Origin of the sequence: Streptomyces bambusae, from assembly GCF_020532645.1 — a bacterium.
GTDB lineage: Bacteria > Actinomycetota > Actinomycetes > Streptomycetales > Streptomycetaceae > Streptomyces > Streptomyces bambusae.
The window spans coordinates 1-25,592 of sequence record NZ_JAJAUZ010000066.1; the positions used below are offsets into that span (position 1 = coordinate 1).

Consider the following 25,592-nt stretch of genomic DNA (forward strand, 5'->3'; position numbering starts at 1 on the left):
GCAGGACGGCGGCCCAGCCGCCCAGCGTCGCGGCCAGCCGCCGCAGCACCGCGGCCACCGGATCCGGCCGGGCCGCCGCCGACGCCAGCGCCTGCTGCGCCTCCGTGACCCGGCGCAGCTCCCGGGTCCGGGCCTCCGCCATCAGCCGCCACACCGCGCGCGCCACCGCCGTGAACGGGGTCCCCGGCGGCACCTCCACCAGCGGCAGCCCCGCCCGGGCACAGGCCGCCACCAGCGCCTCCGGCACCGCCGCGTGCACCGGCGCCACACCGAAACCGAGCGCCGCCACTCCGGCCGCGACCAGCCGGGCCACGTACGCCGCGTACTCCTCCGGCCGGCCCGGCTCCTGCCCGGCGGTCAGCAGCAGCTCCCCGCCCAGGAGGTACGGCGAGGGATCGGCCATCTCCGAGGCGTGCACCCCGTACACCTCGGCCCGCACGCCCCCGGCCGCGGGCCGCAGCCCCAGCGCGGCGTCCCCGAGCAGCGCCTCCAGCGCCACCGGCGTGCTCTCGGGGCCGGGCGAAGGAGCGGCCGGGGGGCCGGGCACGGCGGGATCAGGAGGGGACATGGCCATGGAGGGTCCGTACATTCAAGGGGATCTCAATGGAGGAAACGTACACTTCGCACCGCCGGGCGGGCCACTTACGCTCGGAAGGAGACCCGGGACCCCCAGCCCGGGCGGCACGACACCGAAGGCACAGAAGGGCACCCCTCATGAGCACGCAGCCGCGCGGCCCCGTCGACTCCTCCCGCATCCCCCGGTACGCGGGCCCGGCGACCTTCGCCCGCCTGCCGCGCCTCGACGAGGTCGGCTCCGCCGACGTCGCCGTCGTCGGCGTCCCCTTCGACTCCGGCGTGTCCTACCGCCCCGGCGCCCGCTTCGGCGGCAACGCCATCCGCGAGGCCTCCCGCCTGCTGCGCCCGTACAACCCGGCGCAGGACGCCTCCCCGTTCGCCCTCGCGCAGGTCGCCGACGCCGGTGACATCGCGGTGAACCCCTTCAACATCAACGAGGCCGTGGAGACGGTCGAGGCCGCTGCCGACGAGCTGCTCGCGGGCGGATCCCGGCTGATGACCCTCGGCGGCGACCACACCATCGCCCTGCCGCTGCTCCGCTCGGTCGCCAAGAAGCACGGCCCGGTCGCGCTGCTCCACTTCGACGCGCACCTCGACACCTGGGACACCTACTTCGGCGCCGAGTACACCCACGGCACCCCGTTCCGCCGCGCCGTCGAGGAGGGCATCCTCGACACCGAGGCGCTGTCCCACGTCGGCACCCGCGGCCCGCTCTACGGCAAGCAGGACCTCGACGACGACGCCAAGATGGGCTTCGGCATCGTGACCTCCGCCGACGTCTACCGCCGCGGCGCCGACGAGATCGCCGACCAGCTGCGCCAGCGCATCGGCGACCGCCCGCTGTACATCTCCATCGACATCGACGTGCTCGACCCGGCCCACGCCCCCGGCACCGGCACCCCCGAGGCGGGCGGCATGACCTCCCGCGAGCTGCTGGAGATCATCCGCGGCCTGTCGTCCTGCAACCTGGTCTCCGCGGACGTGGTCGAGGTCGCCCCGGCGTACGATCACGCCGAGATCACCTCGGTCGCGGCCTCGCACACCGCGTACGAGCTGACCACGATCATGAGCCGCCAGATCGCCGCGGCGAAGGCGAAGTAACAAGGCAAGAAGGGCCGTACGAGCGTGACGCACGACCACGACCTGGTTCTCCGTCCCACCGACGCCCAGACGGCGGCCGCTCTGGCCCCGCCGCCGGGCCGCACGGGCGGGGACCTGGTCGTGGAGACCCTGCGGAGCCTGGGCGCGACCACCGTCTTCGGCCTGCCGGGCCAGCACGCGCTCGGCATGTTCGACGCGGTGGGGCGCTCCGACCTGCGCCTGATCGGGCTGCGGGTGGAGAACAACGCGGGCTTCGCCGCCGATGCCTACGGCCGGATCACCGGCGAGGCCGCCCCGCTGCTGCTGTCCACCGGCCCCGGCGCGCTGACCTCGCTGGCCGCCCTCCAGGAGGCGGCGGCCGCCTCCGCCCCGGTCGTGGCCATCTCCTCCCAGGTCCCGTCGGCGGGCCTCGGCGGCGGCCGGCAGGGCCACCTGCACGAGCTGCGCGACCAGGCGGCGTCCTTCCGGGACGTCGTGAAGTCGGTGCATCCTGCACGCACCGCCTCCCAGATCCCGTCCGCCATCGCGGCCGCCTGGGAGTCCGCGCTGACCGCCCCGCACGGCCCGGTCTGGGTGGAGATCCCCGAGGACGTGCTCCGCGCCGAGACCGTGATCCCGCAGGTCACCGGCGTGGACGCGACCCCGCACGAGCTCGCGCCGCGCCCCGAGCTGACCGCCGTCGCCGCCCACTGGCTGGAGCACGCCTCCCGCCCCGTGATCATCGCGGGCGGCGGCGTCGTACGGTCCGACGCCTCCGGCAAGCTCCGGCAGCTCGCCGAGCGCCTCAACGCCCCCGTCGTCACCACCTTCGGCGGCAAGGGCGCCTTCCCCTGGCACCACCCGCTGTCCCTCCAGTCCTGGCTGGAGGACCGGCACATGACCGACTTCCTGGAGGACGCCGACGTCCTCCTCGTCGTCGGTTCTGGGCTGGGCGAGCTGTCCTCGAACTACCACACGTTCCTCCCCGGCGGCCGGGTGATCCAGATCGAGGCCGACCTCGGCAAGCTGGAGTCCAACCATGCCGCCCTCGGCATCCACGCCGACGCCCGGCTCGCCCTCCAGGCCCTGCTGGAGACCGTCGGCGAGCGCCCCGACCCGTACGCCCCGGCCCGCGTGCAGATGGTCCTCGCCGAGATCCAGGGCCGGCTCGCCGGCCAGGGCCTGGAGCTGGAACAGTCCCTCCTGGCCTCGATCCGCGCGGCCCTGCCGGCCCGCTCCCCGTCCTTCTGGGACATGACGGTCCTCGGGTACTGGGCCTGGTCCGCCTTCGACGCCCGGCACCCCAACACCATGCACTCCGCCCAGGGCGCCGGCGGCCTCGGCTACGCCTTCCCCGCCGCCCTCGGCGCGTCCGTCGCCGAGCCCGGCACCCCGGTCCTCGCCGTCTCCGGCGACGGCGGCGCCATGTACTCGCTCGCCGAACTCGCCACCGCCCGCCAGCACGACCTCGACGTCACCTGGCTGATCGTCGACGACGGCGGCTACGGCATCCTGCGCGAGTACATGACCGACGCGTTCGGCCGCACCACCGGCACCGAACTGACCCGCCCCGACTTCGTCGCCCTCGCGGAATCCTTCGGCGTCCCCGCCGCCCGCACCACCCCCGACACCCTCACCACCGACCTCAGGAAGGCCCTCGCCACCCCCGGCCCCTCGGTCCTGGTCCTCCCGGCCGTCCTGAAGATGTTCGCCCCGACGCACGGGTAGCCGGGCCTGCGCCTCACGGCAGCAGCGTGAAGGAAGCCGTGTGCCGCGGCCGCACGGCCGAGAAGTGCCGCCGGTCGACCGTGGCGATCTCGGTGACTCCCAGGCGCTCGGCACAGGCGATGACCGAGGCGTCGACCATGCCGAGCGGGAAGTCGACGTACTTCGCCGTCAGCTCGGCGATGCGCAGCCAGTCGGTGGGGTGGACGGGCTCGACGGCGAAATGCCCCTCGGCCAGGTCCTGCGAGAACAGCAGCTCGGCCCTGGCGCCAAGCCGACGGCCCGCGAAGTAGGCGACTTCCGCAATGACGAGCGTCGGGACCACCAAGGGGCCCGGATGCGTCCGCAGCAGGCGCACTGCCGGTTTGTGCCACGCATCGTCCTCGTCGAGTGAGGCGTACAGGGGGCCCGCGTCAACGACGAGTCCGCTCATGCGGCCGACTCCCGGAGTGCTTCTGCCGCTTCTTCCTCGGCGAGGATGTCACGACCGTCGGCCAGGCCCGCGAGGAGTTCTTCCATCCGTTCCGAGATGTCCGAACGGCCGCTCCGCCCCGCTGCCGTGGAGCGGAAAGTCCGCCGGATCTCGCCCGCCGGTACGTCGTCCGCCCCCGGCAGGTGCGCCTCGATGGCCTCCCGCACCCACTCGGAGAGCGTCAGCCCCCGCCGCGCGGCCTCGTGGCGCATCCGCGCGTCGAGCTCGTCGTCCACCTTGATGGTCGTCCGCTTCGTCATATATGCCAGCATACGAACGTCGCACCCGGCCCGGAAGTCGCCCGTTCGGGTGAGCCGTCCGAATGTTGCGGCGGGATGAAATCGGCAGCTCGCTGCGTTGGGCCTTCCGGCAGGACAGGACGATACGGGGAGGCTCACGTGGCGGTGGCGGACACGGCCGGACGGCAGGGATGGGCCAGGAGACTGGCCGGATACACCTGGCGGTACCGGCTCAACGTGCTGCTCGCGCTCGGTTCCTCGCTGGGCGGCATGGCCGTGATGGCCCTGGTGCCGCTCGTCACCAAGGTGATCATCGACGACGTCATCGGCGACCACAGCAAACCCATGGCGACCTGGGCCGGCCTCCTCATAGGCGCGGCGGTCCTCGTGTACGCCATGACGTACATCCGCCGGTACTACGGCGGCCGCCTCGCCCTCGACGTCCAGCACGACCTGCGTACCGACATGTACGCGACCATCGCCAGGCTCGACGGCCGGCGCCAGGACGAGCTGTCCACCGGCCAGGTCGTCGGCCGCGCCACCAGCGACCTCCAGCTGATCCAGGGCCTGCTCTTCATGCTCCCGATGACCATCGGGAACTTCCTCCTCTTCGGCATATCCCTGGCCGTCATGCTGTGGCTCTCGCCGCTGCTGACCCTCGTCGCCGTCGCCATGGCCCCCGCCCTGTGGTTCATCGCCCGGCGCAGCCGCACCAAGCTCTTCCCCGCCACCTGGTACGCCCAGGGCCAGGCCGCGGCCGTCGCCACCGTCGTCGACGGCGCCGTCACCGGCGTCCGCGTCGTCAAGGGCTTCGGCCAGGAGGAGCAGGAGACCGGGAAGCTCCGCGAGGCCGGCCGCCGGCTGTTCGCCGGGCGCCTGCGCACCATCCGCCTGAACTCCCGCTACACCCCCGCCCTGCAGGCCGTACCCGCCCTCGGGCAGGTCGCGATGCTCGGCCTCGGCGGCTGGATGGCGACCCGCGGCCAGGTCACCCTCGGCACCTTCGTCGCCTTCTCCACCTACCTCGCCCAGCTCGTCGGCCCGGTCCGGATGCTCGCCATGATCCTCACCGTCGGCCAGCAGGCCCGCGCCGGCGTGGAACGCGTCCTGGAACTGATCGACACCGAGCCGGCCATCGCCGACGGCACAGTCGAGCTGCCCGCCGACGCCCCCGCCACCGTCGAGTTCGACGACGTGTCCTTCGGCTACGGCACCGGGGACGGCCCCGGCGAGCGCCCCGTCCTCGACGGCTTCTCGCTCACCATCGCCCCCGGCGAGACCGTGGCCCTCGTCGGCGCCTCCGGCAGCGGCAAGTCCACCGTCTCGCTCCTCCTGCCCCGCTTCTACGACGCCACCGCCGGCACCGTCCGGGTCGGCGGCCACGACGTCCGCGAGCTCACCCAGGACTCCCTGCGGGCCGCCATCGGCCTGGTCCCCGAGGACAGCTTCCTGTTCTCCGACACCGTCCGCGCCAACCTCGCGTACGGCCGCCCCGACGCCACCGACGACGAGATCCGCGCCGCCGCCCGGGCCGCCCGCGCCGACGGGTTCGTCGAAGCCCTCCCCGACGGCTACGACACCAAGGTCGGCGAGCAGGGCCTCACCCTCTCCGGTGGCCAGCGCCAGCGCCTCGCCCTGGCCCGCGCCCTGCTCACCGACCCCCGGCTGCTCCTCCTCGACGACGCCACCTCGGCCGTCGACGCCCGGATCGAGCACGAGATCCACGATGCGCTGCGGTCCGTCATGGCCGGCCGCACCACCCTGCTGATCGCCCACCGCCGCTCCACCCTCGCCCTCGCCGACCGGATCGCCGTCCTCGACCGCGGCCGGCTCTCCGACATCGGCACCCACGAGGAGCTGGAGCAGCGCTCCGCGCTCTACCGCCGGCTGCTCACCGACCCCGACGCGCTGGCCGCAGGCTCCCCGCGGGTCCCCGACGCCGACGCCGCGGTCATCGCCGACCTGGAGCGCGACCTCGAGGACCTGGAGATCGAGGCCGAGATCGACGCCGAGCCGGTCAACGCCAAGCGGCGGGTCGCCGACGGCGTCACCCCCGAGCTGTGGCGGCGCCCCGACGGGTCCGGGTCCGGCGCCCGCGGCCCGGCCGGCCCCGCCGCCGGTTCCGGGGCCGCCGGCGGTCCGCCGTCGATGGCGGGTGCCGTCGCCGGCATGCCCGCCACCCCCGAGCTGCTCGCCCAGGTCGCGGCCCTGCCGCCGGCCCTGGACACCCCCGGCGTCGACGAGGACCGGGCCGCCGCCCCCGAGGAGAGCTACGGCCTGCGCCGCCTGCTGCGCGGCTTCTGGGGGCCGCTCGCGATCAGCCTCGGCCTGGTCGCCGTGGACGCCGCCGCCGGTCTGCTGCTGCCGATCCTGATCCGGCACGGCATCGACGACGGCGTCCAGCGGCTGGCCCTGGGCGCCGTGTGGGCCGCCGCCGGACTGGCGCTCGTGGTGGTGCTGGCCCAGTGGGCCGCCCAGATCGCCGAGATCCGGGCGACAGGCCGGACCGGCGAGCGGGTGCTCTACAGCCTCCGCGTCAAGATCTTCGCCCAGCTCCAGCGCCTCGGCCTCGACTACTACGAGCGCGAGCTGACCGGCCGGATCATGACCCGGATGACCACCGACGTGGACGCCCTCAGCACCTTCCTGCAGACCGGGCTGGTCACCGCGGTCGTCTCCGTCTTCACCTTCTTCGGCATCCTGCTCGCCCTGCTCGTCCTCGATGTCGGGCTGGCGCTCATCGTCTTCGCCACCCTGCCCGTGCTGGTCCTCGGCACCATCGTCTTCCGCCGCAAGTCGGTACAGGCGTACGAGCTGGCCCGGGACCGGGTCAGCGTGGTCAACGCCGACCTCCAGGAGTCCGTGGCGGGCCTGCGGATCGTGCAGGCCTTCCGCCGCGAGCGGACCGGCGCCGCCCGGTTCGCCGAGCGCAGCCACGAGTACCGGGAGGCCCGGGTCCGCGGCCAGTGGCTGATCTCCGTCTACTTCCCGTTCGTGCAGCTGCTGTCCTCGGTGGCCGCGGCCGCCGTGCTGATCGTCGGTGCCGGCCGGGTCGAGGCGGGCACCCTCACCACCGGTGCGCTGGTGGCCTACCTCCTCTACATCGACCTGTTCTTCGCCCCCGTCCAGCAGCTGTCCCAGGTCTTCGACGGCTACCAGCAGGCCACCGTCTCGCTCGGCCGGATGCAGGAGCTGCTGCGCGAGCCCACCACCACCCCGCAGCCCGAGCGGCCCCGCGAGCTGCCCGCCCTGCGCGGCGAGATCGCGTTCGAGGACGTCCACTTCGCCTACGGCACCGCCGAGGAGCGCGGCGCGAAGGGCGAGGCGCTGGCCGGAATCGACCTGAAGATCCCGGCCGGGCAGACGGTCGCGTTCGTCGGCGAGACCGGCGCCGGCAAGTCCACCCTGGTCAAGCTGGTCGCCCGGTTCTACGACCCGACCGGGGGCCGGGTCACCGCCGACGGCACCGACCTGCGCGAGCTTGACCTCACCCGCTACCGGCACCGCCTCGGCGTGGTCCCGCAGGAGCCGTACCTCTTCCCGGGCACCGTCCGGGACGCCATCGCCTACGGCCGGCCGGACGCGAGCGACGCCGAGGTGGAGGCGGCCGCCCGCGCGGTCGGCGCCCACCCGATGATCGCCACTCTGGAGGACGGCTACCTGCACACCGTCGCCGAGCGCGGCCGCAACCTCTCGGCCGGCCAGCGGCAGCTGATCGCCCTGGCCCGCGCCGAGCTGGTCGACCCGGACGTGCTGCTGCTCGACGAGGCCACCGCCGCCCTGGACCTCGCCACCGAGGCCCTGGTGAACCAGGCCACCGAGCGGCTCGCGGGCAAGCGCACCACCCTCGTCGTCGCCCACCGGCTGAGCACCGCGGCCCGCGCCGACCGGGTCGTGGTCATGGACCGCGGCCGGGTCGCCGAGGACGGCACGCACGCCGAACTCCTGGCGCTCGGCGGCCGGTACGCGCAGCTGTGGCAGACGTTCATCGGCAGCGTCGGCGAGGACGAGAGGGCCCCCGCGGCCTGATCGCGGCCCCGGCCGCGGCACCGGCCACCGCCCCGGCCGCGGCACCGGCCACCGCCCCGGCCGCGGCACCGGCCACCGCCCCGGCCACCCGCACCGGCCCGGCCCGGCGGAGCCCCGCCCGGCCGGGGCGGACGCAACCATCCCGGCTCTTGGTGCGTCGTAGTTGCGTACACATGGCGGAGGGGAACAAGCGTGTTCGAGACCTGGGGCGGGGCCGGCCGGGCCCGCGGCGACAGCACTGTCCGCACGGCACGCCGCGCCCGCAGCCGCGCGCGGCGCACCGCCCTGCGGGTCTGGGGGGTGCTGGCCGTCGGCCTGTTCCTTGCCGTGGGTGCGCTGCCCGCCGAGCCGGCGCAGGCGGCGTTCGGCTGCGCGGGCCGGCTGATGAAGACCCTCCCGTTCAGCACCGGCGAGGTGCGCGTGTACAAGACCCGTACCCACGCCTGCGCCGTGACCCTCGCGAAGAGGCCGGGCCGGCCCCAGTACATGATGGTGAGCATCCAGCCGCGCGGCGGGGTGCCGGTCCCGGACAGCGGCATGTTCAGCCGGCAGGCCGGACCGGTCAGCGTCTCCGCGCTGAGCCGCTGCGTGTTCGTCCGCGGCCGGGTCGGATCCGGATCCGTATCCTCCGGATGGATCCTCTGCTGACGGGACCGGCGCGGCTTTCCAACCAGGTCTGTTCACAGGCGTGTTGCCCCGGCTAGGTTTCCCTGCGTTCGCAGTGATTCCAAGGGGAGGGTGCATGCGCAAGGCGCTCAGATGGCTGCTGTCGCTCGTGGTGCTGATCGGCACGATGGGTGCGGCCGGTGCGACGGCCGGGGCGGCCACCGCCGCCGGGTCCGCCGACGGCCCGGACATCAAGGACCGCATACTCGCGGTGCCGGGGATGAGCCTCATCGAGGAGAAGCCGTACCCCGGCTACCGCTTCTTCGTACTGAACTACACGCAGCCGGTCGACCACCGGAAGCCGAAGGGCGCGAAGTTCCAGCAGCGGCTGACCCTGCTGCACAAGGACACGACCCGTCCCACGGTGTTCTTCACCTCCGGCTACAACGTCAACACCTCGCCGCGGCGCAGTGAGCCGACGACCATCGTCGACGGCAACCAGCTCTCGCTGGAGTACCGTTTCTTCAACCCGTCCCGCCCCGACCCGGCCGACTGGTCCAAGCTGACCATCTGGCAGGCCGCGAGCGACCAGCACCGCGTCTTCAAGGCCCTCAAGGCCATCTACCCGAAGAAGTGGCTGGCCACCGGCGGCAGCAAGGGCGGCATGACCGCGACCTACTACGAGCGCTTCTACCCGCGCGACATGGACGGCATCGTCGCGTACGTGGCGCCCAACGACGTGGTCAACAAGGAGGACTCGGCCTACGACCGGTTCTTCGCGAAGGTCGGAACCAAGGAGTGCCGCGACCGGCTGAACGCGGTGCAGCGCGAGGCCCTGGTCCGCCGCGCCCCGCTGGAGGCCAAGTACCAGGCCGCCGCCGCCGAGAACGGCTGGACGTTCAACACCGTCGGCAACCTCGACAAGGCGTACGAGGCCGTCGTCCTCGACTACGTGTGGGCCTTCTGGCAGTACAGCCTGCTCGCCGACTGCTCGGCGATCCCGGCCGCCGCGACCGCGACGGACCAGGAGATCTGGGACTCGATCGACGGCATCTCCGGCTTCTCCGCCTACACCGACCAGGGCCTGGAGACGTACACGCCGTACTACTACCAGGCGGGCGTCCAGCTCGGCTCGCCCGACATCAAGCAGCCCCACCTCAAGGGCCTGAGCCGCTACGGCTACCAGCCGCCGCGCAACTTCGTGCCCCGCTCCATCCCGATGAAGTTCGAGAAGCACGCGATGCGCGACGTGGACCACTGGGTCCGCAACAACGCCCACCGCATGCTCTTCGTCTACGGCCAGAACGACCCGTGGGGTGCCGAGCCCTTCCACCTGGGCTACGGCGCGCGTGACAGCTACGTCATGACCGCCCCCGGCGCCAACCACGGCGCGCGGGTGTCCATGCTGCCCGCCGACCAGCAGGCACTGGCCACCGCGAAGATCCTCAAGTGGGCCGGCGTGGCCCCGGCGGCCGTGCTGAGCGGCGACGCCAAGGCCCGCCCGCTGGCGAAGCCGGACGCCAAGCTCGACAAGCGCGACGTGGAGCGCGAGCCGCAGCTGCGGCCGTAACCCCGCACGCGCCTCCGGCAGGCACTGAGGCCCCCGGGACCCGCTTCGGGTCCCGGGGGCCTCGGCACGTCCGGCGCCGGCCGCGGTCAGTACGTCAGCCCGTGCCCCAGCGGATACGCGCCCGGCACCGGCACCGGCAGCCGTCCCGACGGGCTCGTCCGGCCCGCCAGCACCCGCGCGGCGGCCCGCAGTTCCACGTCCGTCCACGCGTACGAGGCCAGCGCCGCCGCGGTGCGCGGCAGCCGGGCCGCGTCGTACGGGTTGCGCACCGCCAGCGCGACCACCGGGACGCCCGTGTCCACCAGCCGCTGCACCAGCGCGTACTGGCCACCGGACGCCGCCTCCGCCACCGGCACGTTGTACGTGAGCACCACCACCGCGTCCTGCCCGCGGGCGGCGGCCACCGCGGCCGCCACCGCCGCCTCGGTGGGGGCGGTGCCGGTGGGCACGGTCTGCGTGGTGAAGCCGAGCGCGGCCAGCTCGCGGGCCAGTGCCGCCGTCGGCGGACCCGTGGTGCCGCTCGGCGAGCCCGGGTCGGCGCCGGTGACCAGCAGCCGCGGCCGGACGGCGGGGGAGAGCGGCAGCAGCCCGTCCGGGTCGGCCAGCAGCGTGGTGGTGCCGGCCGCGATCGCGTCGGCCGCCGCCAGGTGCTCCGCGGTGCCCACCGCGGCCGGCACCTCCCCGGGACGCGGCAGCGGACCGGCGAACAGGCCCCGGCGGAGCTTCAGTTCCAGGATCCGCAGCAGCGAGGCGTCGATCCGGTCCTCGGTCAGCTCGCCGGACCTTACCGCCGCCAGCACCGACCGGATGGCCAGCCGCAGGTCCGGCGGGTTCAGCAGCTGGTCGCAGCCCGCCTTCAGGGCCAGCACCGGCACCCGGTCGTCCCCGTACTTCTGCCGTACGCCGGCCATGTCGAGCGCGTCGGTCACCACCACCCCCCGGAAGCCGAGGCGTTCGCGCAGCAGCCCGGTGACGATCGGCCGGGACAGCGTGGCCGGGTCGCCGGACGGGTCCAGGGCCGGGAAGACGATGTGGGCGGTCATCACCGCGTCCGCCCCGGCCCGCACCGCCGCCCGGAACGGCGGCTCGTCCAGCTCCTCCCACTGCGCCCGGGTGTGCCGCATCACCGGCAGCCCCACGTGGCTGTCCGTCTCGGTGTCCCCGTGGCCCGGGAAGTGCTTGGCGGTGGCGGCGATCCCGGACTCCTGGTAACCGCGCACCTGGGCGGCCACCAGCTCCGCCACCGCCCGCGGGTCCGAGCCGAACGACCGTACGCCGATGACCGGGTTCGCCGGGTTCACGTTGACGTCGGCGACCGGCGCGTAGTCCTGGCGGATGCCCAGCGCGGCGAGTTCGGCGCCGGCGATCCGGGCCGCCTCCCGGGCCCCGGCCGCATCCCCGGCCGCCCCCAGCGCCATCGCCCCCGGGAACAGGGTCGCCGGACGGCCGATCCGGGCCACCGCGCCGTGCTCCTGGTCCACCGACAGCAGCAGCGGGATCCCGGACGGCCCGGCCAGCGCGGCCCGCTGGAGACCCTCGGACAGCTCGGCGACCAGCTGCGGACTGCGGGTGTTGTGCGCCCACCCGAAGTAGACGATCCCGCCCACGTGGTACGCCGAGACCACCTCGGCGGCGGTACGGACCCCGAAGTGCGCCAGGTTGGACTCGGCGTCCGCCGGGTCGGGCGCGGTCGCGGAGTGCCCGTAGACCCGGGTCACGAACAGCTGGCCCACCTTCTCGGCCAGGGACATCCGGGCGGCCAGGCGGGCCGGCCCGGTCACGGGCGCGGGCCGGCGGGTGCCGGCGGCGGAGGCGGACCCGGCGGCCGGGAGGGCCGCCAGGGCGGCCGCGGCGAGCAGGAGGCGGCGGGAGGCGTGGTACGGCACCCGGGCACGCTACTGCCGGCTCCCGTCCGCGGCCCCGGGGACACCCCCGGCGTCCCCCGGACGTGCGACCCGGCCCCGCGCCGGCGGCTCCGGATAGCCCGGCGGCGGCCAGTGCGCCCGCAGCACCCGCACCGCCTCGGTGATCGCCGGGCGGCGGGACGCGCCGGTCCGCCACAGCGCGTACAGCCGCCGGGTGGGGACCGGCTCCAGCGGGACGGCGACCGCGCCCGGCGGCAGCGGCCCGGTGCCCAGCCGGGGGATCACGGCGATGCCCAGGCCGGCGGCGACCAGGGCGACCTGGGTGTGGTTCTCCTCCACCACGTGCGCGATGTCGGGCTGCACGCCCACCGCCCGCAGGGTGCGCACCAGCCAGTCGTGGCAGACCCGGCCGGGCGGCTGCGACACCCAGCGCTGCCCGTTCAGGTCGGTGCGGCGGACCCGCTCCCGGCGGGTGAACGGGTGGCCCTCGGGCACCACCAGGTCGCACAGGTCGTCTCCGATGACCGCCTGCTCCACGCCGTCCGGGGTGGGCAGCCGGGCGATGTCCCAGTCGTGGGCGACCGCCAGGTCGGTCACGCCGCGGGCCACCAGGTCCGTGGACAGGTGCGGGTCGACCTCCGTGAGGCGGACCTCCAGCGCCGGGTGCGCGGCGGCCAGTTCGGCCAGGACGCCGGGCAGCAGGCCGCGGGCGGCCGAGGCGAACGCGGCCACCCGCAGCTGCCCGCTGGGCCGCCCGCGGCGCTCCTCCAGGGTGGTCTCGGCCCGCTCCACGATGGCCAGCAGCTCCTGCGCGGTGGCGGCCAGGTGCCGGGCCTCCTCGGTCAGCGCGACGCCCCGGCCGCGGCGCTCCAGCAGCGTGGAGCGGGTCTCCCGCTCCAGCTTGGCGATCTGCTGGGAGACGGCCGAGGGGGTGTAGCCCAGGGCTTCGGCGGCCGCGCCCACGGAGCCGTGGACGGACACCGCGTGGAGGGCGCGCAGTCGGGAGAGGTCGAGCATGCGGGCAGCCTAGGGGGTGTTGCCGCCCGTCGTCGGATGAAGGAATGCTTCATCCAATGGTGAAGACATCTGCGCTGGTGCTACACGGTCGCCCGGCCGGATGCTCGGACCATGCGTCCTGTGCACACCGCCCTCGCCGTCCTCGTGACCGCCGTCTGGGGCTTCAACTTCGTCGTCATCCAGATCGGGCTGGGCGACGTACCGCCGCTGCTCCTGTCCGCCCTGCGGTTCCTGGCGGCGGCGCTGCCGGCGGTGTTCTTCGTCGGCCGGCCCAAGGTCGCGTGGAAGTGGGTGATCGCGGTCGGACTCGCCCTGGGCGTCGCCAAGTTCGGGCTGCTGTTCCTGGGGATGGACGCCGGGATGCCGGCCGGGCTGTCCTCGCTCGTCCTCCAGGTCCAGGCCGTGTTCACCGCGGTGCTCGCGGCCGTGGTGCTGCGGGAGCGGCCGGGCCGGCTGCGGATCGCGGGCATGGCCGTCGCGGTCGCCGGGATCGGGGTCGCGGCGGTCGGCGAGGGCACCGCCGGGCCGCCGGCCGGCTTCGCGATGGTGGTGGCGGCCGCCGCCTGCTGGGGGGTGTCGAACGTCCTGACCCGCCGGGCGGCGCCGCCGGACGCCCTCAACTTCATGGTGTGGGTGTGCACGGTGCCGGTGCTGCCGCTGCTGGCGCTCTCCCTGCTGCTGGAGGGCCCGGAACGGGACCTGGCCGCGCTGCGCTCGCTGGACTGGGGCGCCGCGGGGGTGCTCGGCTACCTGGCCTGGGTGAGCACCGTGTTCGGCTTCGGTGCCTGGGGGTACCTGCTGCGCCGCTACCCGGCCTCCTCGGTGGCGCCGTTCTCGCTGCTGGTGCCGGTGTTCGGGATGAGTTCGGCGGCGCTGGTGTTCGGCGAGGAGGTGTCCGGGCTGCGGTGGCTCGCGGCGGTGCTGCTGGTCGGCGGGGTGGCGCTCACCTCGCTGGTGCCGGCCCGGCCGGGTACGGCTCCGGCGCCGACGGGCGCTCCGGCGCCGGTGGGTGCGCCTGGTCCGGTCAGCGTTCCTGGAGCGGCAGCCGCCAGTCCTGCCCGGTCAGGGACGCCCCGAACGACCGGTGCGGTTTCTCCGCGACGAGGGTGAACCCGGCCCGCTCGTAGAGCACGCGGGCGGCGCCCAGCACGTCGTTCGTCCACAGCACGAGGTCGCGGTAGCCCGCCTCCCGGGCGAAGGCCACCACCTCGTCCACCAGCCGGGCGCCGATGCCGTGGCCGCGGCCCGCCGGGTCGACGAGGAGCAGTCGCAGCCGTGCGGTGCCCGGCGCGTCGTCCCGTACGCACATCACGCACCCGGCGGGCTCCCCGTCGAGTTCGGCGATCCAGACCCGCTCCAGGTGCGGGTCGTGGTCCTGGGCGAAGTCCGCGACGATCCGCGCGACCAGCCCCTCGAACTCGGCGTTCCAGCCGTACTCGGCGGCGTAGAGCGCGCCGTGCCGCTGCACGATCCACCCCAGGTCGCCCGGCCGCGGACCGCGCAGGCGGACGGTGTCGTCTGGCTCCATGGGGCCGAGGGTACCGGCGCACGCCCGGCGGGCGGGGCCGCGGAAACCGTGAGGAGCAGGTCATGAAGGAGCAAAACGGAACGTCCGGGCAGTGGCGGGTGGACTTCGACGCGGAGGTGGTCTTCAGCAACGGCGGCGCCCTCCGGACCCAGGGCTTCCGCCTCGACGTCCCCGGCGATTCCATCGGGGACGCGGAACTGGGCGAACTCCTCGTCCGGCACCTCGGCCTGCTGATGGTCGGCCGTACGAGGATCACGCGGAAGGAGATGGTCCGGGAGGCGCACAAGGGGTCGCGGGGGACGGGGACGGGCTCCGGTTCCGGCCCCCGGCAGGTGGTGGACCTGACCGGGCCGGACACCCGCATCGCCCGGCCGGCCGGGGCGGAGGGCGCCTCCGGACCGGCCGCGCTCGCCGCCCTGGTGGACCTCCCCGTCGCCCTGGTCCGGCTCACCGGGGCCGCCGAGCCGGTCGCCGGCCGCCCGGCCCTGGCGCCGTTCGACCTCGCCGGCCACGCCGTCGTCGTCGAGACCGGCCGCACCGGCGGCCCGTACCTCACCGAGGACGCGGTGGCCCTGCTGGCGGCCCGGGGCGCCGCCCTCGTGGCCACCGACAGCACCGTGGACACCGGCCCGGCCGCCGCCGCGCTCGCCGCCGCCGGACTGCCCGCCGTCACCGGCCTGACCGGCCTGGCCGCGCTCCCGGCCGCCGGGGCCCGGCTGCACGCCGTACCGGGCCCGCAGGCCTGCGGGCCGTGGCTCCGGGCGTACGCGGTCGTGCCCGGCGCGGGAGGCTGAGTGCGGCCCGGCTACTTCCTGCCGCCGCCGAGGATCTGGCCGAGCAGGTCGCCGAGGCCGCCGCCGCTGCCGGCCTGGCCTGCGCCCGGTGCGGGGGCGGCCGAGCCCGGCGCGCCCTTGCCCGCGGCCCGCTTGGCGAGGACCGCCAGCAGCACCGGGATCAGCATCTCGATCACCCGGGTGACGGTGGCCGCCGGCAGACCGGTCTTCTTCGCCACCGCCGCGGCCACCGGCTTGGCGACCTTGGCGAGCACGCCCGCCATCAGCCCGCCGCTCAGCAGCCCGCCGCCCAGCGTCGCCACGCCCTGCAGCGGCGGTTCGGACACCTCGGCGAAGGCCTGCCGGGCCTCCTCGCCGTCCTGGTCGTCCGCTCCGGCCTTGTCCTGGAGCCCGCCGGCGAGCGCGCCCGCGGTGGTGCGGACCACGTCCTGCGCGCCTGCGGCGTCGGTGCCGAGGAGACCGGCGATCTCGGTGAGCCTGTCGTCGCCGAGCTCGCGGAGAACATCGGTTTCGAAGGATTCATCGCTCATGGCGGAAACGCTACGTCCGTACCGATCTGTCGGCACCTTGGGTCAAGAAAGGGTAAATCCGGAATCCGTCGTGCAACCTTCGGCCCGGGGTGCGGGTCGTATGTTGCGTCGGCACTTCCGGGGAGGGATCCGGGGGGATCGGGAAGAGCCGGCACGGGGGAGGGGAAAGCGCGAGGGGGTTCCGGCCACAGGGCCGGAACCCCCTTGCTGTTCCCGGGGATTCACGGCCCGCACGAGTTGTCCACAGGCCCGCCGCGCTGTCGGCGCACGGCGGTACCGTCGTGCCATGTCGAACATGGCAGTGGTCGAAGGGGTGCTGGAGCGGATCACGTACGCCAACGAGGAGAGCGGCTACACCGTCGCCCGGGTGGACACGGGCCGCGGCGCGGGCGACCTCCTCACGGTGGTCGGGTCCCTCCTCGGCGCGCAGCCCGGCGAGTCCCTGCGGATGGAGGGCCGTTGGGGCTCCCACCCGCAGTACGGCCGGCAGTTCACCGTCGAGAACTACTCCACCCTGCTGCCCGCCACCGTCCAGGGCATCCGCCGCTACCTCGGCTCGGGCCTCATCAAGGGCATCGGCCCCCGCATGGCCGAGCGGATCGTCGACCACTTCGGCATCGACACCCTCGACGTCATCGAGCAGGAGCCCGAGCGCCTGATCGAGGTGCCCGGGCTCGGCCCCAAGCGCACCCGCATGATCGGCGCCGCCTGGGAGGAGCAGAAGGCCATCAAGGAGGTCATGGTCTTCCTCCAGGGCGTTGGAGTCTCCACCTCCATCGCGGTCCGCATCTACAAGAAGTACGGCGACGCCTCCGTCTCCGTGGTCAAGAACCAGCCCTACCGGCTGGCCGCCGACGTCTGGGGCATCGGCTTCCTGACCGCCGACCGGATCGCCCAGGCCGTCGGCATCCCGCACGACAGCCCCGAACGTGTGAAGGCCGGCCTCCAGTACGCCCTCTCCCAGTCCACCGACCAGGGGCACTGCTTCCTGCCCGAGGACCGGCTGATCGCCGACGGGGTCAAACTCCTCCAGGTCGACACCGGCCTGGTCATCGACTGCCTGGCCGAACTCGCCGGGCAGGACGAGGGGGTGGTCCGCGAGAGCGTGCCCGCGCCCGACGGCGGGCCGCCGCTGACCGCCGTCTACCTGGTCCCCTTCCACCGCGCCGAGCTGTCCCTCGTCGGCCAGGTCCGGCGGCTGCTCGGGGCCCCCGAGGACCGGATGGCCGCCTTCGGGGACGTCGACTGGGACAAGGCCCTGGGCTGGCTGGCCGGCCGTACCGGGGCCACCCTGGCGCCCGAACAGCGCGATGCCGTCCGGCTCGCCCTCACCAGCAAGGTGGCGGTGCTCACCGGCGGGCCCGGCTGCGGCAAGTCGTTCACCGTCCGCTCGATCGTGGAACTCGCCCGGGCCAAGAAGGCCAAGGTGGTGCTCGCGGCCCCCACCGGCCGGGCCGCCAAGCGGCTGGCCGAGCTGACCGGCGCCGAGGCCTCCACCGTGCACCGGCTGCTGGAGCTGAAACCGGGCGGGGACGCGGCGTACGACCGGGACCGGCCGCTGGACGCCGACCTGGTCGTCGTCGACGAGGCATCCATGCTGGACCTGCTGCTCGCGAACAAGCTGGTCAAGGCGGTGGCGCCGGGCGCCCACCTGCTGCTCGTCGGAGACGTGGACCAGCTGCCGTCGGTGGGCGCCGGCGAGGTGCTGCGCGACCTGCTCGCCGACGGCGGCCCGGTGCCCGCCGTCCGGCTGACCCGGATCTTCCGGCAGGCCCAGCAGTCCGGGGTGGTCACCAACGCCCACCGGATCAACACCGGCCTGCCGCCGCTCACCGACGGACTCCCCGACTTCTTCCTCTTCCCCGAGGAGGACACCGAGGCGGCCGGCCTGCTCGCGGTGGACGTTGCCGCCCGGCGCATCCCGGCCCGCTTCGGCCTCGACCCGCGGCGCGACGTCCAGGTCCTCGCCCCCATGCACCGCGGGCCCGCCGGAGCCGGGAACCTCAACGGGCTGCTCCAGCAGGCCGTCACCCCCGCCCGGCCCGGCCTGCCCGAAAAGCGGTTCGGCGGCCGGGTGTTCCGCGTCGGCGACAAGGTCACCCAGATCCGCAACAACTACGAGAAGGGCGCCAACGGCGTCTTCAACGGCACCGTCGGCGTGGTCACCGCCCTCAGCGTCGACGACCAGAGGCTGACCGTCCGCACCGACGAGGACGAGGAGGTCGCCTACGAGTTCGACGAGCTCGACGAACTCGCCCACGCCTACGCGGTGACGATCCACCGCTCCCAGGGCAGCGAGTACCCCGCCGTGGTGATCCCCGTCACCACCGGAGCTTGGATGATGCTCCAGCGGAACCTCCTCTACACGGCGGTCACCCGCGCCAAGAAGCTGGTCGTCCTGGTCGGCTCGCGCAAAGCCCTGGCCCAGGCCGTACGCACCGTTTCCGCAGGCAGGAGGTACACGGCGGTTGCTCCTAGGCTGTCCGGCCGTATACCGGTGGGAAACATCACCTAGGGTTTCCGCTTTCGGGCCGGACCGGGCAGGATATGAAGGTTGGCGGCACTCAGTGCCGCCCTAGGGCCCGAAGTCCGACCCCGAGTGCACTCTCCTGCGCCAAATGGGGGAAGGTAGAGGCAGTCAGGGCACCTCGAAGAAGAGGCACTACGTCGGTGAGGGATGACGTGAGCGACAACTCTGTAGTACTGCGGTACGCGGACGGTGAATACACCTACCCGGTGGTCGACAGCACCGTCGGCGACAAGGGCTTCGACATCGCGAAGCTCCGCGCCCAGACCGGTCTGGTCACCCTGGACAGCGGCTACGGGAACACCGCTGCCTATAAATCCGCCATCACCTACCTGGACGGCGAGCAGGGCATCCTGCGCTACCGCGGGTACCCGATCGAGCAGCTGGCGGAGCGCTCGACCTTCATCGAGGTCGCGTACCTGCTGATCAACGGCGAGCTGCCCACGGTCGACCAGCTGGCGTCGTTCCGCAACGAGATCACCCAGCACACGCTGCTGCACGAGGACGTCAAGCGCTTCTACGACGGCTTCCCGCGCGACGCCCACCCGATGGCCATGCTGTCGTCCGTGGTCAGCGCGCTGTCCACCTTCTACCAGGACAGCCACAACCCGTTCGACGAGAAGCAGCGCCACCTCTCGACGATCCGCCTCCTCGCGAAGCTGCCGACCATCGCGGCGTACGCGTACAAGAAGTCGGTCGGCCACCCGGTCGTCTACCCGCGCAACGACCTCGGCTACGTCGAGAACTTCCTGCGCATGACCTTCTCCGTGCCGGCCCAGGAGTACGAGCTCGACCCGGTCGTGGTCTCCGCGCTCGACAAGCTCCTCATCCTGCACGCGGACCACGAGCAGAACTGCTCGACCTCCACGGTCCGCCTGGTCGGTTCCTCGCAGGCCAACATGTTCGCGTCGATCTCCGCGGGCATCAGCGCCCTGTGGGGCCCGCTGCACGGTGGCGCCAACCAGTCGGTCCTGGAGATGCTGGAAGGCATCCAGGCCAACGGCGGCGACGTCGACTCCTTCATCCGCAAGGTGAAGAACAAGGAGGACGGCGTCCGCCTGATGGGCTTCGGCCACCGCGTCTACAAGAGCTTCGACCCCCGGGCGAAGATCATCAAGGCGGCTGCGCACGACGTCCTCTCGGCCCTCGGCAAGTCCGACGAGCTGCTCGACATCGCGCTCAAGCTGGAGGAGCACGCGCTCTCCGACGAGTACTTCGTCTCGCGCAACCTCTACCCGAACGTGGACTTCTACACGGGCCTCATCTACCGCGCGATGGGCTTCCCGACCGAGATGTTCACCGTGCTGTTCGCGCTCGGCCGACTGCCCGGCTGGATCGCCCAGTGGCACGAGATGATCAAGGAGCCGGGTTCCCGCATCGGCCGCCCGCGCCAGATCTACACCGGCGAGGTCCTGCGCGACTTCGTCCCGGTCGAGGCCCGCTGACACCGGCAGGCCCGCCCCGCCCGCAGCCGCGGGCACCAGGAGTGAAAAGAAGCGCCCCGCCGTCGATCCCCCCACGGGTCGACGGACGGGGCGCTTCCCCATCCCCGGTTGCGGGTTCCCCCCACGGGACCCCAGCCGGGTGTCGCTGCGGAGCCGCCAGGGCTCCAAGAATGGTCTGCCGGGACCCGTACGTGTCGGGAGGGCCGCTCAAAGCTCCCCGCGATGGCACGCGCCCCGGCCTTCGGACGCCCGGACGTCCCCCAAGACATCCGTCGAACGTCCCCCAAGACGTTCCTGGCATCGCCTCATTAGACTCGCCCAGCCCCCGGTTGGTTACGTCACCCCCCGTGTGATCTGTGTCTCTTGTGAAGAACCGGTGGGGAACATGCGAAGGCCGCCCCCCTGTGCGGGAGGCGGCCGGAGGTCGCGGGACCGGCTTCCGCGGCCGGCCGGGCGGAGCGGGAACGGTCAGCGGAACCGGCGCAGCCGCAGGCTGTTGCTCACCACGAAGACCGAGGAGAAGGCCATGGCCGCCCCCGCGATCATCGGGTTGAGCAGCCCCGCCGCGGCCAGCGGCAGTGCCGCCACGTTGTAGCCGAAGGCCCAGAACAGGTTGCCCTTGATGGTGGCGAGGGTCCGCCGGGCCAGCCGGATCGCGTCCGCCGCCACCCGCAGGTCCCCGCGCACCAGGGTCAGGTCGCCGGCCTCGATGGCCGCGTCGGTGCCCGTGCCCATCGCGAGCCCCAGGTCGGCCTGGGCCAGCGCGGCCGCGTCGTTGACCCCGTCGCCCACCATGGCGACCGTACGGCCCTCCGCCTGCAGCCGCTTGACCACGTCGACCTTGTCCTGCGGCAGCACCTCCGCGATCACCTCGTCGATGCCCACCTCGCGCGCCACCGTCTCGGCCACCGCCCGGTTGTCGCCGGTCAGCAGCACCGGGGTGAGTCCGAGGGCGCGCAGCCGGGCCACGGCCTCGGCGCTGGTGTCCTTGACCGCGTCGGCGACCGTCAGGACGCCGCGGGCCGTCCCGTCCCAGGCCACCAAGACCGCGGTACGGCCCTGCGCCTCGGCGGCGGCCTTGGCCTGCACCAGCCCGGCCGGCAGCCCGATCGCCCACTCGGCCAGCAGCTGCTCCCGGCCGACCAGGACGGCGTGCCCCTCGACGACGCCCTGCACGCCGAGGCCGGGGACGTTCTCGAAGCCCTCGGGCACCGGCAGGGCTCCGGCGCGCTCGGCGGCGCCGGCCGCGACGGCGCGGGCCACCGGGTGCTCGGAGGCGTGCTCCAGGGAGCCCGCCAGGCGCAGCAGTTCGCGTTCCTCCACGCCGTCGGCGAGGTGGACCTCGGCGAGGGCCATCCGGCCGGTGGTGACGGTGCCGGTCTTGTCGAGGACGACGGTGTCCACCTTCCGGGTGGATTCCAGCACCTCGGGGCCCTTGATCAGGATGCCCAGCTGGGCGCCGCGGCCGGTGCCGACGAGCAGCGCGGTCGGCGTGGCCAGGCCCAGGGCGCACGGGCAGGCGATGATCAGGACGGCGACGGCGGCGGTGAAGGCGGCCGTGGGGTCGTCGGTGGCCAGCAGCCAGCCGACCCAGGTGGCCAGGGCCAGGACGAGCACCACCGGCACGAACACCATGGAGATCCGGTCGGCGAGCCGCTGCACCTCGGCCTTGCCGCTCTGCGCGTCCTCGACCAGCTTCGCCATCCGCGCCAGCTGGGTGTCGGCGCCGACCCGGGTGGCCTCGACGACCAGCCGGCCGGCCGCGTTGACGGTGGCGCCGGTGACGGAGTCCCCCACGCCCACGTCCACCGGGACGGACTCGCCGGTGAGCATCGAGGCGTCCACGGCGGAGCTGCCCTCGACGACGGTGCCGTCGGTGGCGATCTTCTCGCCGGGGCGGACCAGGAACCGGTCGCCGGCCCGCAGTTCCGCGACGGGGACCCGTACCTCGGTGCCGCCGCGCAGCACGGTGACGTCCTTGGCACCCAGTTCCAGCAGGGCCTTGAGGGCGGCGCCCGCCTTCCGCTTGGAGCGGGCCTCCAGGTGGCGGCCGAGCAGGATGAAGGTGACGACGCCGGCCGCCACTTCCAGGTAGACGGTGGAGGCACCGTCGGAGGCGGAGGCGGAGGCGGTGACGTCGAAGCCGTGCCGCATGCCGATCATGCCGGCGTGCCCGAAGAGCAGGGCCCACAGCGACCAGCCGTAGGCGGCGAGGGTGCCGATGGACACCAGGGTGTCCATGGTGGCGGCGCCGTGCCTGGCGTTGGCCCAGGCCGCGCGGTGGAAGGGCAGACCGCCCCAGAGCACGACGGGCGTGGCGAGCGCCAGCGAGATCCACTGCCAGTAGTCGAACTGGAGGGCCGGGACCATGGCGAAGAGCACCACGGGGGCGGCCAGCAGGCCGGAGACGGCCAGGCGGCGGCGCAGGGCGGTCGGTTCGCGGTCGGGGGCGGCGGGCGCGGCGGCGGGCGCGGCGGCGGATCCGGGGGCGGACGCGGCGGGGGCCGTTTCCGGTGCCGGGGCGGCCGGGGCGGGCGGTTCCTCGGCCGTGTAGCCGGTCCTGACCACGGTGGCGATCAGGTCCGCCACGCCGGTGGAGGCCGGGTAGGAGATCCGCGCCTTCTCGGTGGCGTAGTTCACCGTGGCGGTGACGCCCTCCATGCGGTTGAGCTTCTTCTCGATGCGGGCGGCGCAGGAGGCGCAGGTCATCCCGCCGATCGACAGCTCGACCTGCGAGGCCGGGGCTGATGCCGCGGCGACGGCCGCGTCGGCCGGTTCTTCGTGCACGGTGCTGCTGCTCATGTCCGAGCTCCAGAAGGGTGGGCCGGACCGTACGGAACCAGTATCAGCTGGCCGGCACGGTCCGGCGGAAAATGCCTGACGGCGGCCGGGGCGGCCGGTGCGGCCCCGGGGCGTGCCGTGCGGATCAGGCCTGGCCGGCGAGCTCGTAGCCCGCCTCGTCGACGGCCGCGCGGACCGCCTCGATGTCCAGCGGGGCGGCGGAGGTCACGGTGACCTCGCCGGTGGCGGCCACGGCCTTGACCGAGGTGACGCCCGGCAGTTCGGAGAGCTCGGCGGTCACGGCGCCCTCACAGTGGCCGCAGGTCATGCCGGTGACCCGGTAGACCGCGGTGACGGCGCCGACCTGCACGGTGGCCGGGCCGTCGTGGCAGGAGCCGGTGCTGGAGCAGCAGGAGGCCGTGGGCTGCTGGGTGTCCGTCTCGGCGGTCATGTCGTTCTCCTCGTATCGGGACGTTCGGGATGTCCAGGGTGCGCCGCCGTGCGGGCGGCGCGGCGTACCGAGTCTGTCGGCGGCTGGCGGCGGAAGGTTCCACCGTGCCCCGTCGATGAGAACACTATACCCCTGGGGGGTATTCCTCCAGCGGCTCCGGGTGATTCCGTTCACCTCTCCGGGCGGTCCGGCTGGCCGGTGCCCGCACTGCATGGGCATATGTCGGCTATGTCATCTTCGGGGACGCTGATCCTGATCATGGGCATCGCCGTGCTCGCGCCCCTGTTCGCATACGGCGTGGGCCGCTGGCTCCCCGTACCGCTGGTGATCTTCGAGATCGTGCTGGGCATCCTCGTCGGACCCGACGTGCTGGGCTGGGCCTCCTCGAGCGCCGTCATCGACGTGCTCTCCCAGCTCGGCCTGGCCATGCTGATCTTCCTGGCCGGCTACGAGATCCGGTTCGACCAGGTCCGCGGGGACACGCTCCGGCGCTCGGTCGCCGCCTGGCTCGCCGCCCTCGCGATCGGTCTCGCGCTGGGCGTGCTGCTGGCGCACGGCGGCGGCTTCGGCAAGGGCGTGTTCATCGGCACGGCGCTGACCAGCACCGCCCTCGGCACGATCCTGCCGGTGCTGCGGGACTCCGGCGACCTGCACGGCCGGTTCGGGTCGGTGGTGATGGCGATGGGGGCGGTCGGCGAGTTCGGCCCGATCATCGCGATGGCGCTGCTGCTCAGCGGCCGCAGCCCGGGGCGCTCGGCGGCCGTGCTGGCGGCCTTCGCACTCCTGACGGCAGGGGCGGTGCTCTGGGCGCTGCGGCCCAAGCCGCCCTGGTTCGCGGCGGTCATCGCCCGCACCCTGGACAGCAGCGGGCAGTTCGCGGTGCGGCTGGTCGTGCTGCTGCTCGTGCTGATGCTGGGGCTGGCCGACGCCATGGGGCTGGACATCCTGCTCGGCGCCTTCGCGGCCGGAATGATCACCCGGCTGGTGCTGACCGGGGCCGCACCCGGGGAGAGCGAGGTCATCCTGTCCAAGGTCGAGGCGATGGGCTTCGGTTTCCTGGTGCCGCTCTTCTTCGTGGTCACCGGCATCGAGTTCGACCTGGACTCGCTGCTCGACGGCGGCCGGACCCTGCTCCTGCTGCCGCTGTTCCTGCTGCTGTTCCTCGTCGTGCGCGGACTGCCCATGTGGCTTCTCGCGCCGCGCGACCTGGGCCGCCGGGACCGCGGGGCGCTGGTGCTGTTCGGGTCCACGGCCCTGCCCCTGGTCGTCGCGATCACCACCCTCGGCGTCGAGGACGGGGATGTGGGCCGGGGCGAGGCGGCTGCCCTGGTGGGGGCGGCGATGGTGTCCGTCCTCGTCTTTCCGCTGCTCGGGCTGAGGCTGCGGGCCGGGGCCGGGGCGGGGCGCCGGGCCGGGCCCCGGCCGCCGGAGCGGGTCAGCGGGTCGGAGTCGTGGTGACCATCGGCTCCAGGTAGCGCAGCAGTACGGTCTTCAGCTCGGCGGCGTACGCGTCCCGTTCGGCGCCCTCGTGCGCCAGGATCAGGTCGAGCCCGGCCTTGAAGACGCCCAGCACCGTGATCGCGACTCGGGTGAGCTGCTCGGGCGGGGTGTCCGGGGCGAAGGTCTGCACGATGCCCTCGATCCGGGTCACCAGGCCGGCGTGCAGCTCGTCGTGCTCCTGGGTGATGCCGGGGATCCCGGAGCCGTGCATCAGCGCCCAGAAGGCCGGGTTGTCGCAGTTGAAGGCGATGACGGGGTCGAGGACCGCGTCGATCAGCTCGGGCAGGGGGCGGGCGAGGTTCTCCGGGAGGAAGGCCTGGCCGTGCATCTCGTGGGCGCGGTGCAGCAGCTGCCCGCCGAGCTCGACGGCGATCGCCTCCTTGTTCGGGAAGAACTGGTAGAGCGTGCCCGGCGACACCCCTGCCTCGCGGGCGATGGCGTTGGTGCTCGCCGCGGCATAGCCGCTGCGGCAGAACACGCCGGCGGCGGCCTCCAGGAGTTGCGCGATCCGGCGCTCGCCGCGGGCCTGGCGGCGGCGCGGCTTCGCGGGGGCGCCGGCCGCGTCGGGCCCGTCCTGTGCCGCCTCCTGCTCGGCGACCTGCCGGCCGAGGGCTGCCTCCAGGGTGCTGCGGGCGCCGCGGCGGGGCGCCTTGGCGGCGGGCGCCTTGCGCGCGGCGGTCTTCCGGGCGGCGGTCTCCCCGGAGGCGGTCTTCCGGGTGGTGGTCTCCCGGGTGGCCGGCTCTCCGGTCCCGCCGTTCCCGGTCACCGGGTTCCCGGACGCCGCGTTGCCGGACGTCGCGTACCCGGACGTCGCGTTCGCGCCCCTCGCTTCCTCGGTCTCCGGCTTCCTGGCCTGA

Annotated in this window: 19 protein-coding genes and 1 pseudogene; 10 read left to right on the forward strand and 10 right to left on the reverse strand. The window is 73.7% G+C overall.

Translation table 11 applies throughout. The features are described from left to right. Positions 1–568: PucR family transcriptional regulator ligand-binding domain-containing protein (locus tag LG634_RS31195; protein ID WP_372482526.1), on the reverse strand; the 568-nt coding region annotated here is incomplete at its 3' end. A 146-nt stretch (positions 569–714) separates the two neighbouring features. On the opposite strand from LG634_RS31195, the gene speB reads away from it, so the two are divergent. Both speB and LG634_RS31205 read left to right on the forward strand, forming a co-directional pair. Then, complete coding sequence (gene speB, locus LG634_RS31200; RefSeq protein ID WP_226738755.1) at positions 715–1,677, forward strand: agmatinase; 963 nt, start codon at positions 715–717, stop codon at positions 1,675–1,677. A gap of 24 nt (positions 1,678–1,701) precedes the next feature. Then, the gene (locus tag LG634_RS31205) at positions 1,702–3,384 is read left to right on the forward strand and encodes a thiamine pyrophosphate-binding protein (RefSeq protein ID WP_226738757.1); all 1,683 of its coding nucleotides are present in this window, start codon (positions 1,702–1,704) and stop codon (positions 3,382–3,384) included. Between the two features lie 13 nt (positions 3,385–3,397). On the opposite strand, the gene LG634_RS31210 is transcribed toward LG634_RS31205, so the two are convergent. Both LG634_RS31210 and LG634_RS31215 read right to left on the reverse strand, forming a co-directional pair. Beyond that, entirely contained in the window at positions 3,398–3,814 is a 417-nt protein-coding gene (locus LG634_RS31210) for a type II toxin-antitoxin system VapC family toxin (protein ID WP_226738759.1), read from the reverse strand. After that, complete coding sequence (locus LG634_RS31215) at positions 3,811–4,113, reverse strand: ribbon-helix-helix domain-containing protein (protein WP_226738762.1); 303 nt, start codon at positions 4,111–4,113, stop codon at positions 3,811–3,813. Before LG634_RS31215 ends, LG634_RS31210 begins: the two co-directional genes overlap by 4 nt. Before the next feature lie 138 nt (positions 4,114–4,251). On the opposite strand from LG634_RS31215, the gene LG634_RS31220 reads away from it, so the two are divergent. The 3 genes from LG634_RS31220 (at position 4,252) to LG634_RS31230 (ending at position 10,297) form a co-directional block, all read left to right on the forward strand. After that, complete coding sequence (locus LG634_RS31220; RefSeq protein WP_226738764.1) at positions 4,252–8,121, forward strand: ABC transporter ATP-binding protein; 3,870 nt, start codon at positions 4,252–4,254, stop codon at positions 8,119–8,121. 192 nt (positions 8,122–8,313) lie between these two features. Further along, positions 8,314–8,769 carry a hypothetical protein gene (locus tag LG634_RS31225; RefSeq protein ID WP_226738766.1) on the forward strand — a complete coding sequence of 152 codons (456 nt, stop codon included), beginning with the start codon at positions 8,314–8,316 and terminating at the stop codon, positions 8,767–8,769. A gap of 94 nt (positions 8,770–8,863) precedes the next feature. Next, the gene (locus LG634_RS31230) at positions 8,864–10,297 is read left to right on the forward strand and encodes a S28 family serine protease (protein ID WP_226738768.1); all 1,434 of its coding nucleotides are present in this window, start codon (positions 8,864–8,866) and stop codon (positions 10,295–10,297) included. An 86-nt stretch (positions 10,298–10,383) separates the two neighbouring features. Here the strand turns inward: LG634_RS31230 and LG634_RS31235 are convergent, their stop codons facing one another. Together LG634_RS31235 and LG634_RS31240 are read right to left on the reverse strand one after the other, a co-directional pair. Further along, positions 10,384–12,183 carry a glycoside hydrolase family 3 protein gene (locus LG634_RS31235; protein ID WP_226738770.1) on the reverse strand — a complete coding sequence of 600 codons (1,800 nt, stop codon included), beginning with the start codon at positions 12,181–12,183 and terminating at the stop codon, positions 10,384–10,386. A gap of 9 nt (positions 12,184–12,192) precedes the next feature. Further along, positions 12,193–13,179 (reverse strand): LysR family transcriptional regulator, encoded by a 987-nt coding sequence (locus LG634_RS31240; RefSeq protein WP_226738772.1) that lies wholly within the window; start codon positions 13,177–13,179, stop codon positions 12,193–12,195. A 111-nt stretch (positions 13,180–13,290) separates the two neighbouring features. On the opposite strand from LG634_RS31240, the gene LG634_RS31245 reads away from it, so the two are divergent. Next, on the forward strand, positions 13,291–14,289 hold the full coding sequence (locus tag LG634_RS31245) for an EamA family transporter (RefSeq protein ID WP_226738774.1): 999 nt from the start codon (positions 13,291–13,293) through the stop codon (positions 14,287–14,289). Here the strand turns inward: LG634_RS31245 and LG634_RS31250 are convergent. Next, positions 14,204–14,695, reverse strand: a pseudogene (locus tag LG634_RS31250) (GNAT family N-acetyltransferase); the annotation flags it as partial. The gene LG634_RS31245 and the pseudogene LG634_RS31250 sit on opposite strands and share 86 nt — an antisense overlap. A gap of 74 nt (positions 14,696–14,769) precedes the next feature. On the opposite strand from LG634_RS31250, the gene LG634_RS31255 reads away from it, so the two are divergent. Further along, positions 14,770–15,501: a hypothetical protein gene (locus LG634_RS31255; RefSeq protein ID WP_226738776.1), complete on the forward strand. Its 732-nt coding sequence runs from the start codon at positions 14,770–14,772 to the stop codon at positions 15,499–15,501. Between the two features lie 11 nt (positions 15,502–15,512). On the opposite strand, the gene LG634_RS31260 is transcribed toward LG634_RS31255, so the two are convergent. Then, entirely contained in the window at positions 15,513–16,031 is a 519-nt protein-coding gene (locus LG634_RS31260; protein ID WP_226738778.1) for a DUF937 domain-containing protein, read from the reverse strand. 286 nt (positions 16,032–16,317) lie between these two features. Between LG634_RS31260 and recD2 the strand changes: the two genes are divergently transcribed. Both recD2 and LG634_RS31270 read left to right on the forward strand, forming a co-directional pair. After that, entirely contained in the window at positions 16,318–18,546 is a 2,229-nt protein-coding gene (gene recD2 / locus LG634_RS31265) for an SF1B family DNA helicase RecD2 (protein WP_226738780.1), read from the forward strand. Between the two features lie 167 nt (positions 18,547–18,713). Beyond that, positions 18,714–20,003, forward strand: coding sequence for a citrate synthase (locus tag LG634_RS31270; RefSeq protein ID WP_226738781.1), 1,290 nt, complete (start codon positions 18,714–18,716; stop codon positions 20,001–20,003). A gap of 468 nt (positions 20,004–20,471) precedes the next feature. Here LG634_RS31270 and LG634_RS31275 read toward each other — a convergent pair whose 3' ends face one another. Both LG634_RS31275 and LG634_RS31280 read right to left on the reverse strand, forming a co-directional pair. After that, positions 20,472–22,805, reverse strand: a complete 2,334-nt coding sequence (locus tag LG634_RS31275) for a heavy metal translocating P-type ATPase (RefSeq protein WP_226738783.1) — start codon at positions 22,803–22,805, stop codon at positions 20,472–20,474. 124 nt (positions 22,806–22,929) lie between these two features. Then, positions 22,930–23,235: a heavy-metal-associated domain-containing protein gene (locus LG634_RS31280; RefSeq protein WP_226738784.1), complete on the reverse strand. Its 306-nt coding sequence runs from the start codon at positions 23,233–23,235 to the stop codon at positions 22,930–22,932. Between the two features lie 228 nt (positions 23,236–23,463). Between LG634_RS31280 and LG634_RS31285 the strand changes: the two genes are divergently transcribed. Further along, positions 23,464–24,693, forward strand: coding sequence for a cation:proton antiporter (locus LG634_RS31285; RefSeq protein ID WP_226738786.1), 1,230 nt, complete (start codon positions 23,464–23,466; stop codon positions 24,691–24,693). Here the strand turns inward: LG634_RS31285 and LG634_RS31290 are convergent. Continuing rightward, positions 24,671–25,357 carry a TetR/AcrR family transcriptional regulator gene (locus tag LG634_RS31290; RefSeq protein WP_226738807.1) on the reverse strand — a complete coding sequence of 229 codons (687 nt, stop codon included), beginning with the start codon at positions 25,355–25,357 and terminating at the stop codon, positions 24,671–24,673. The two genes, LG634_RS31285 and LG634_RS31290, sit on opposite strands and share 23 nt — an antisense overlap. Positions 25,358–25,592 lie beyond the last annotated feature (235 nt).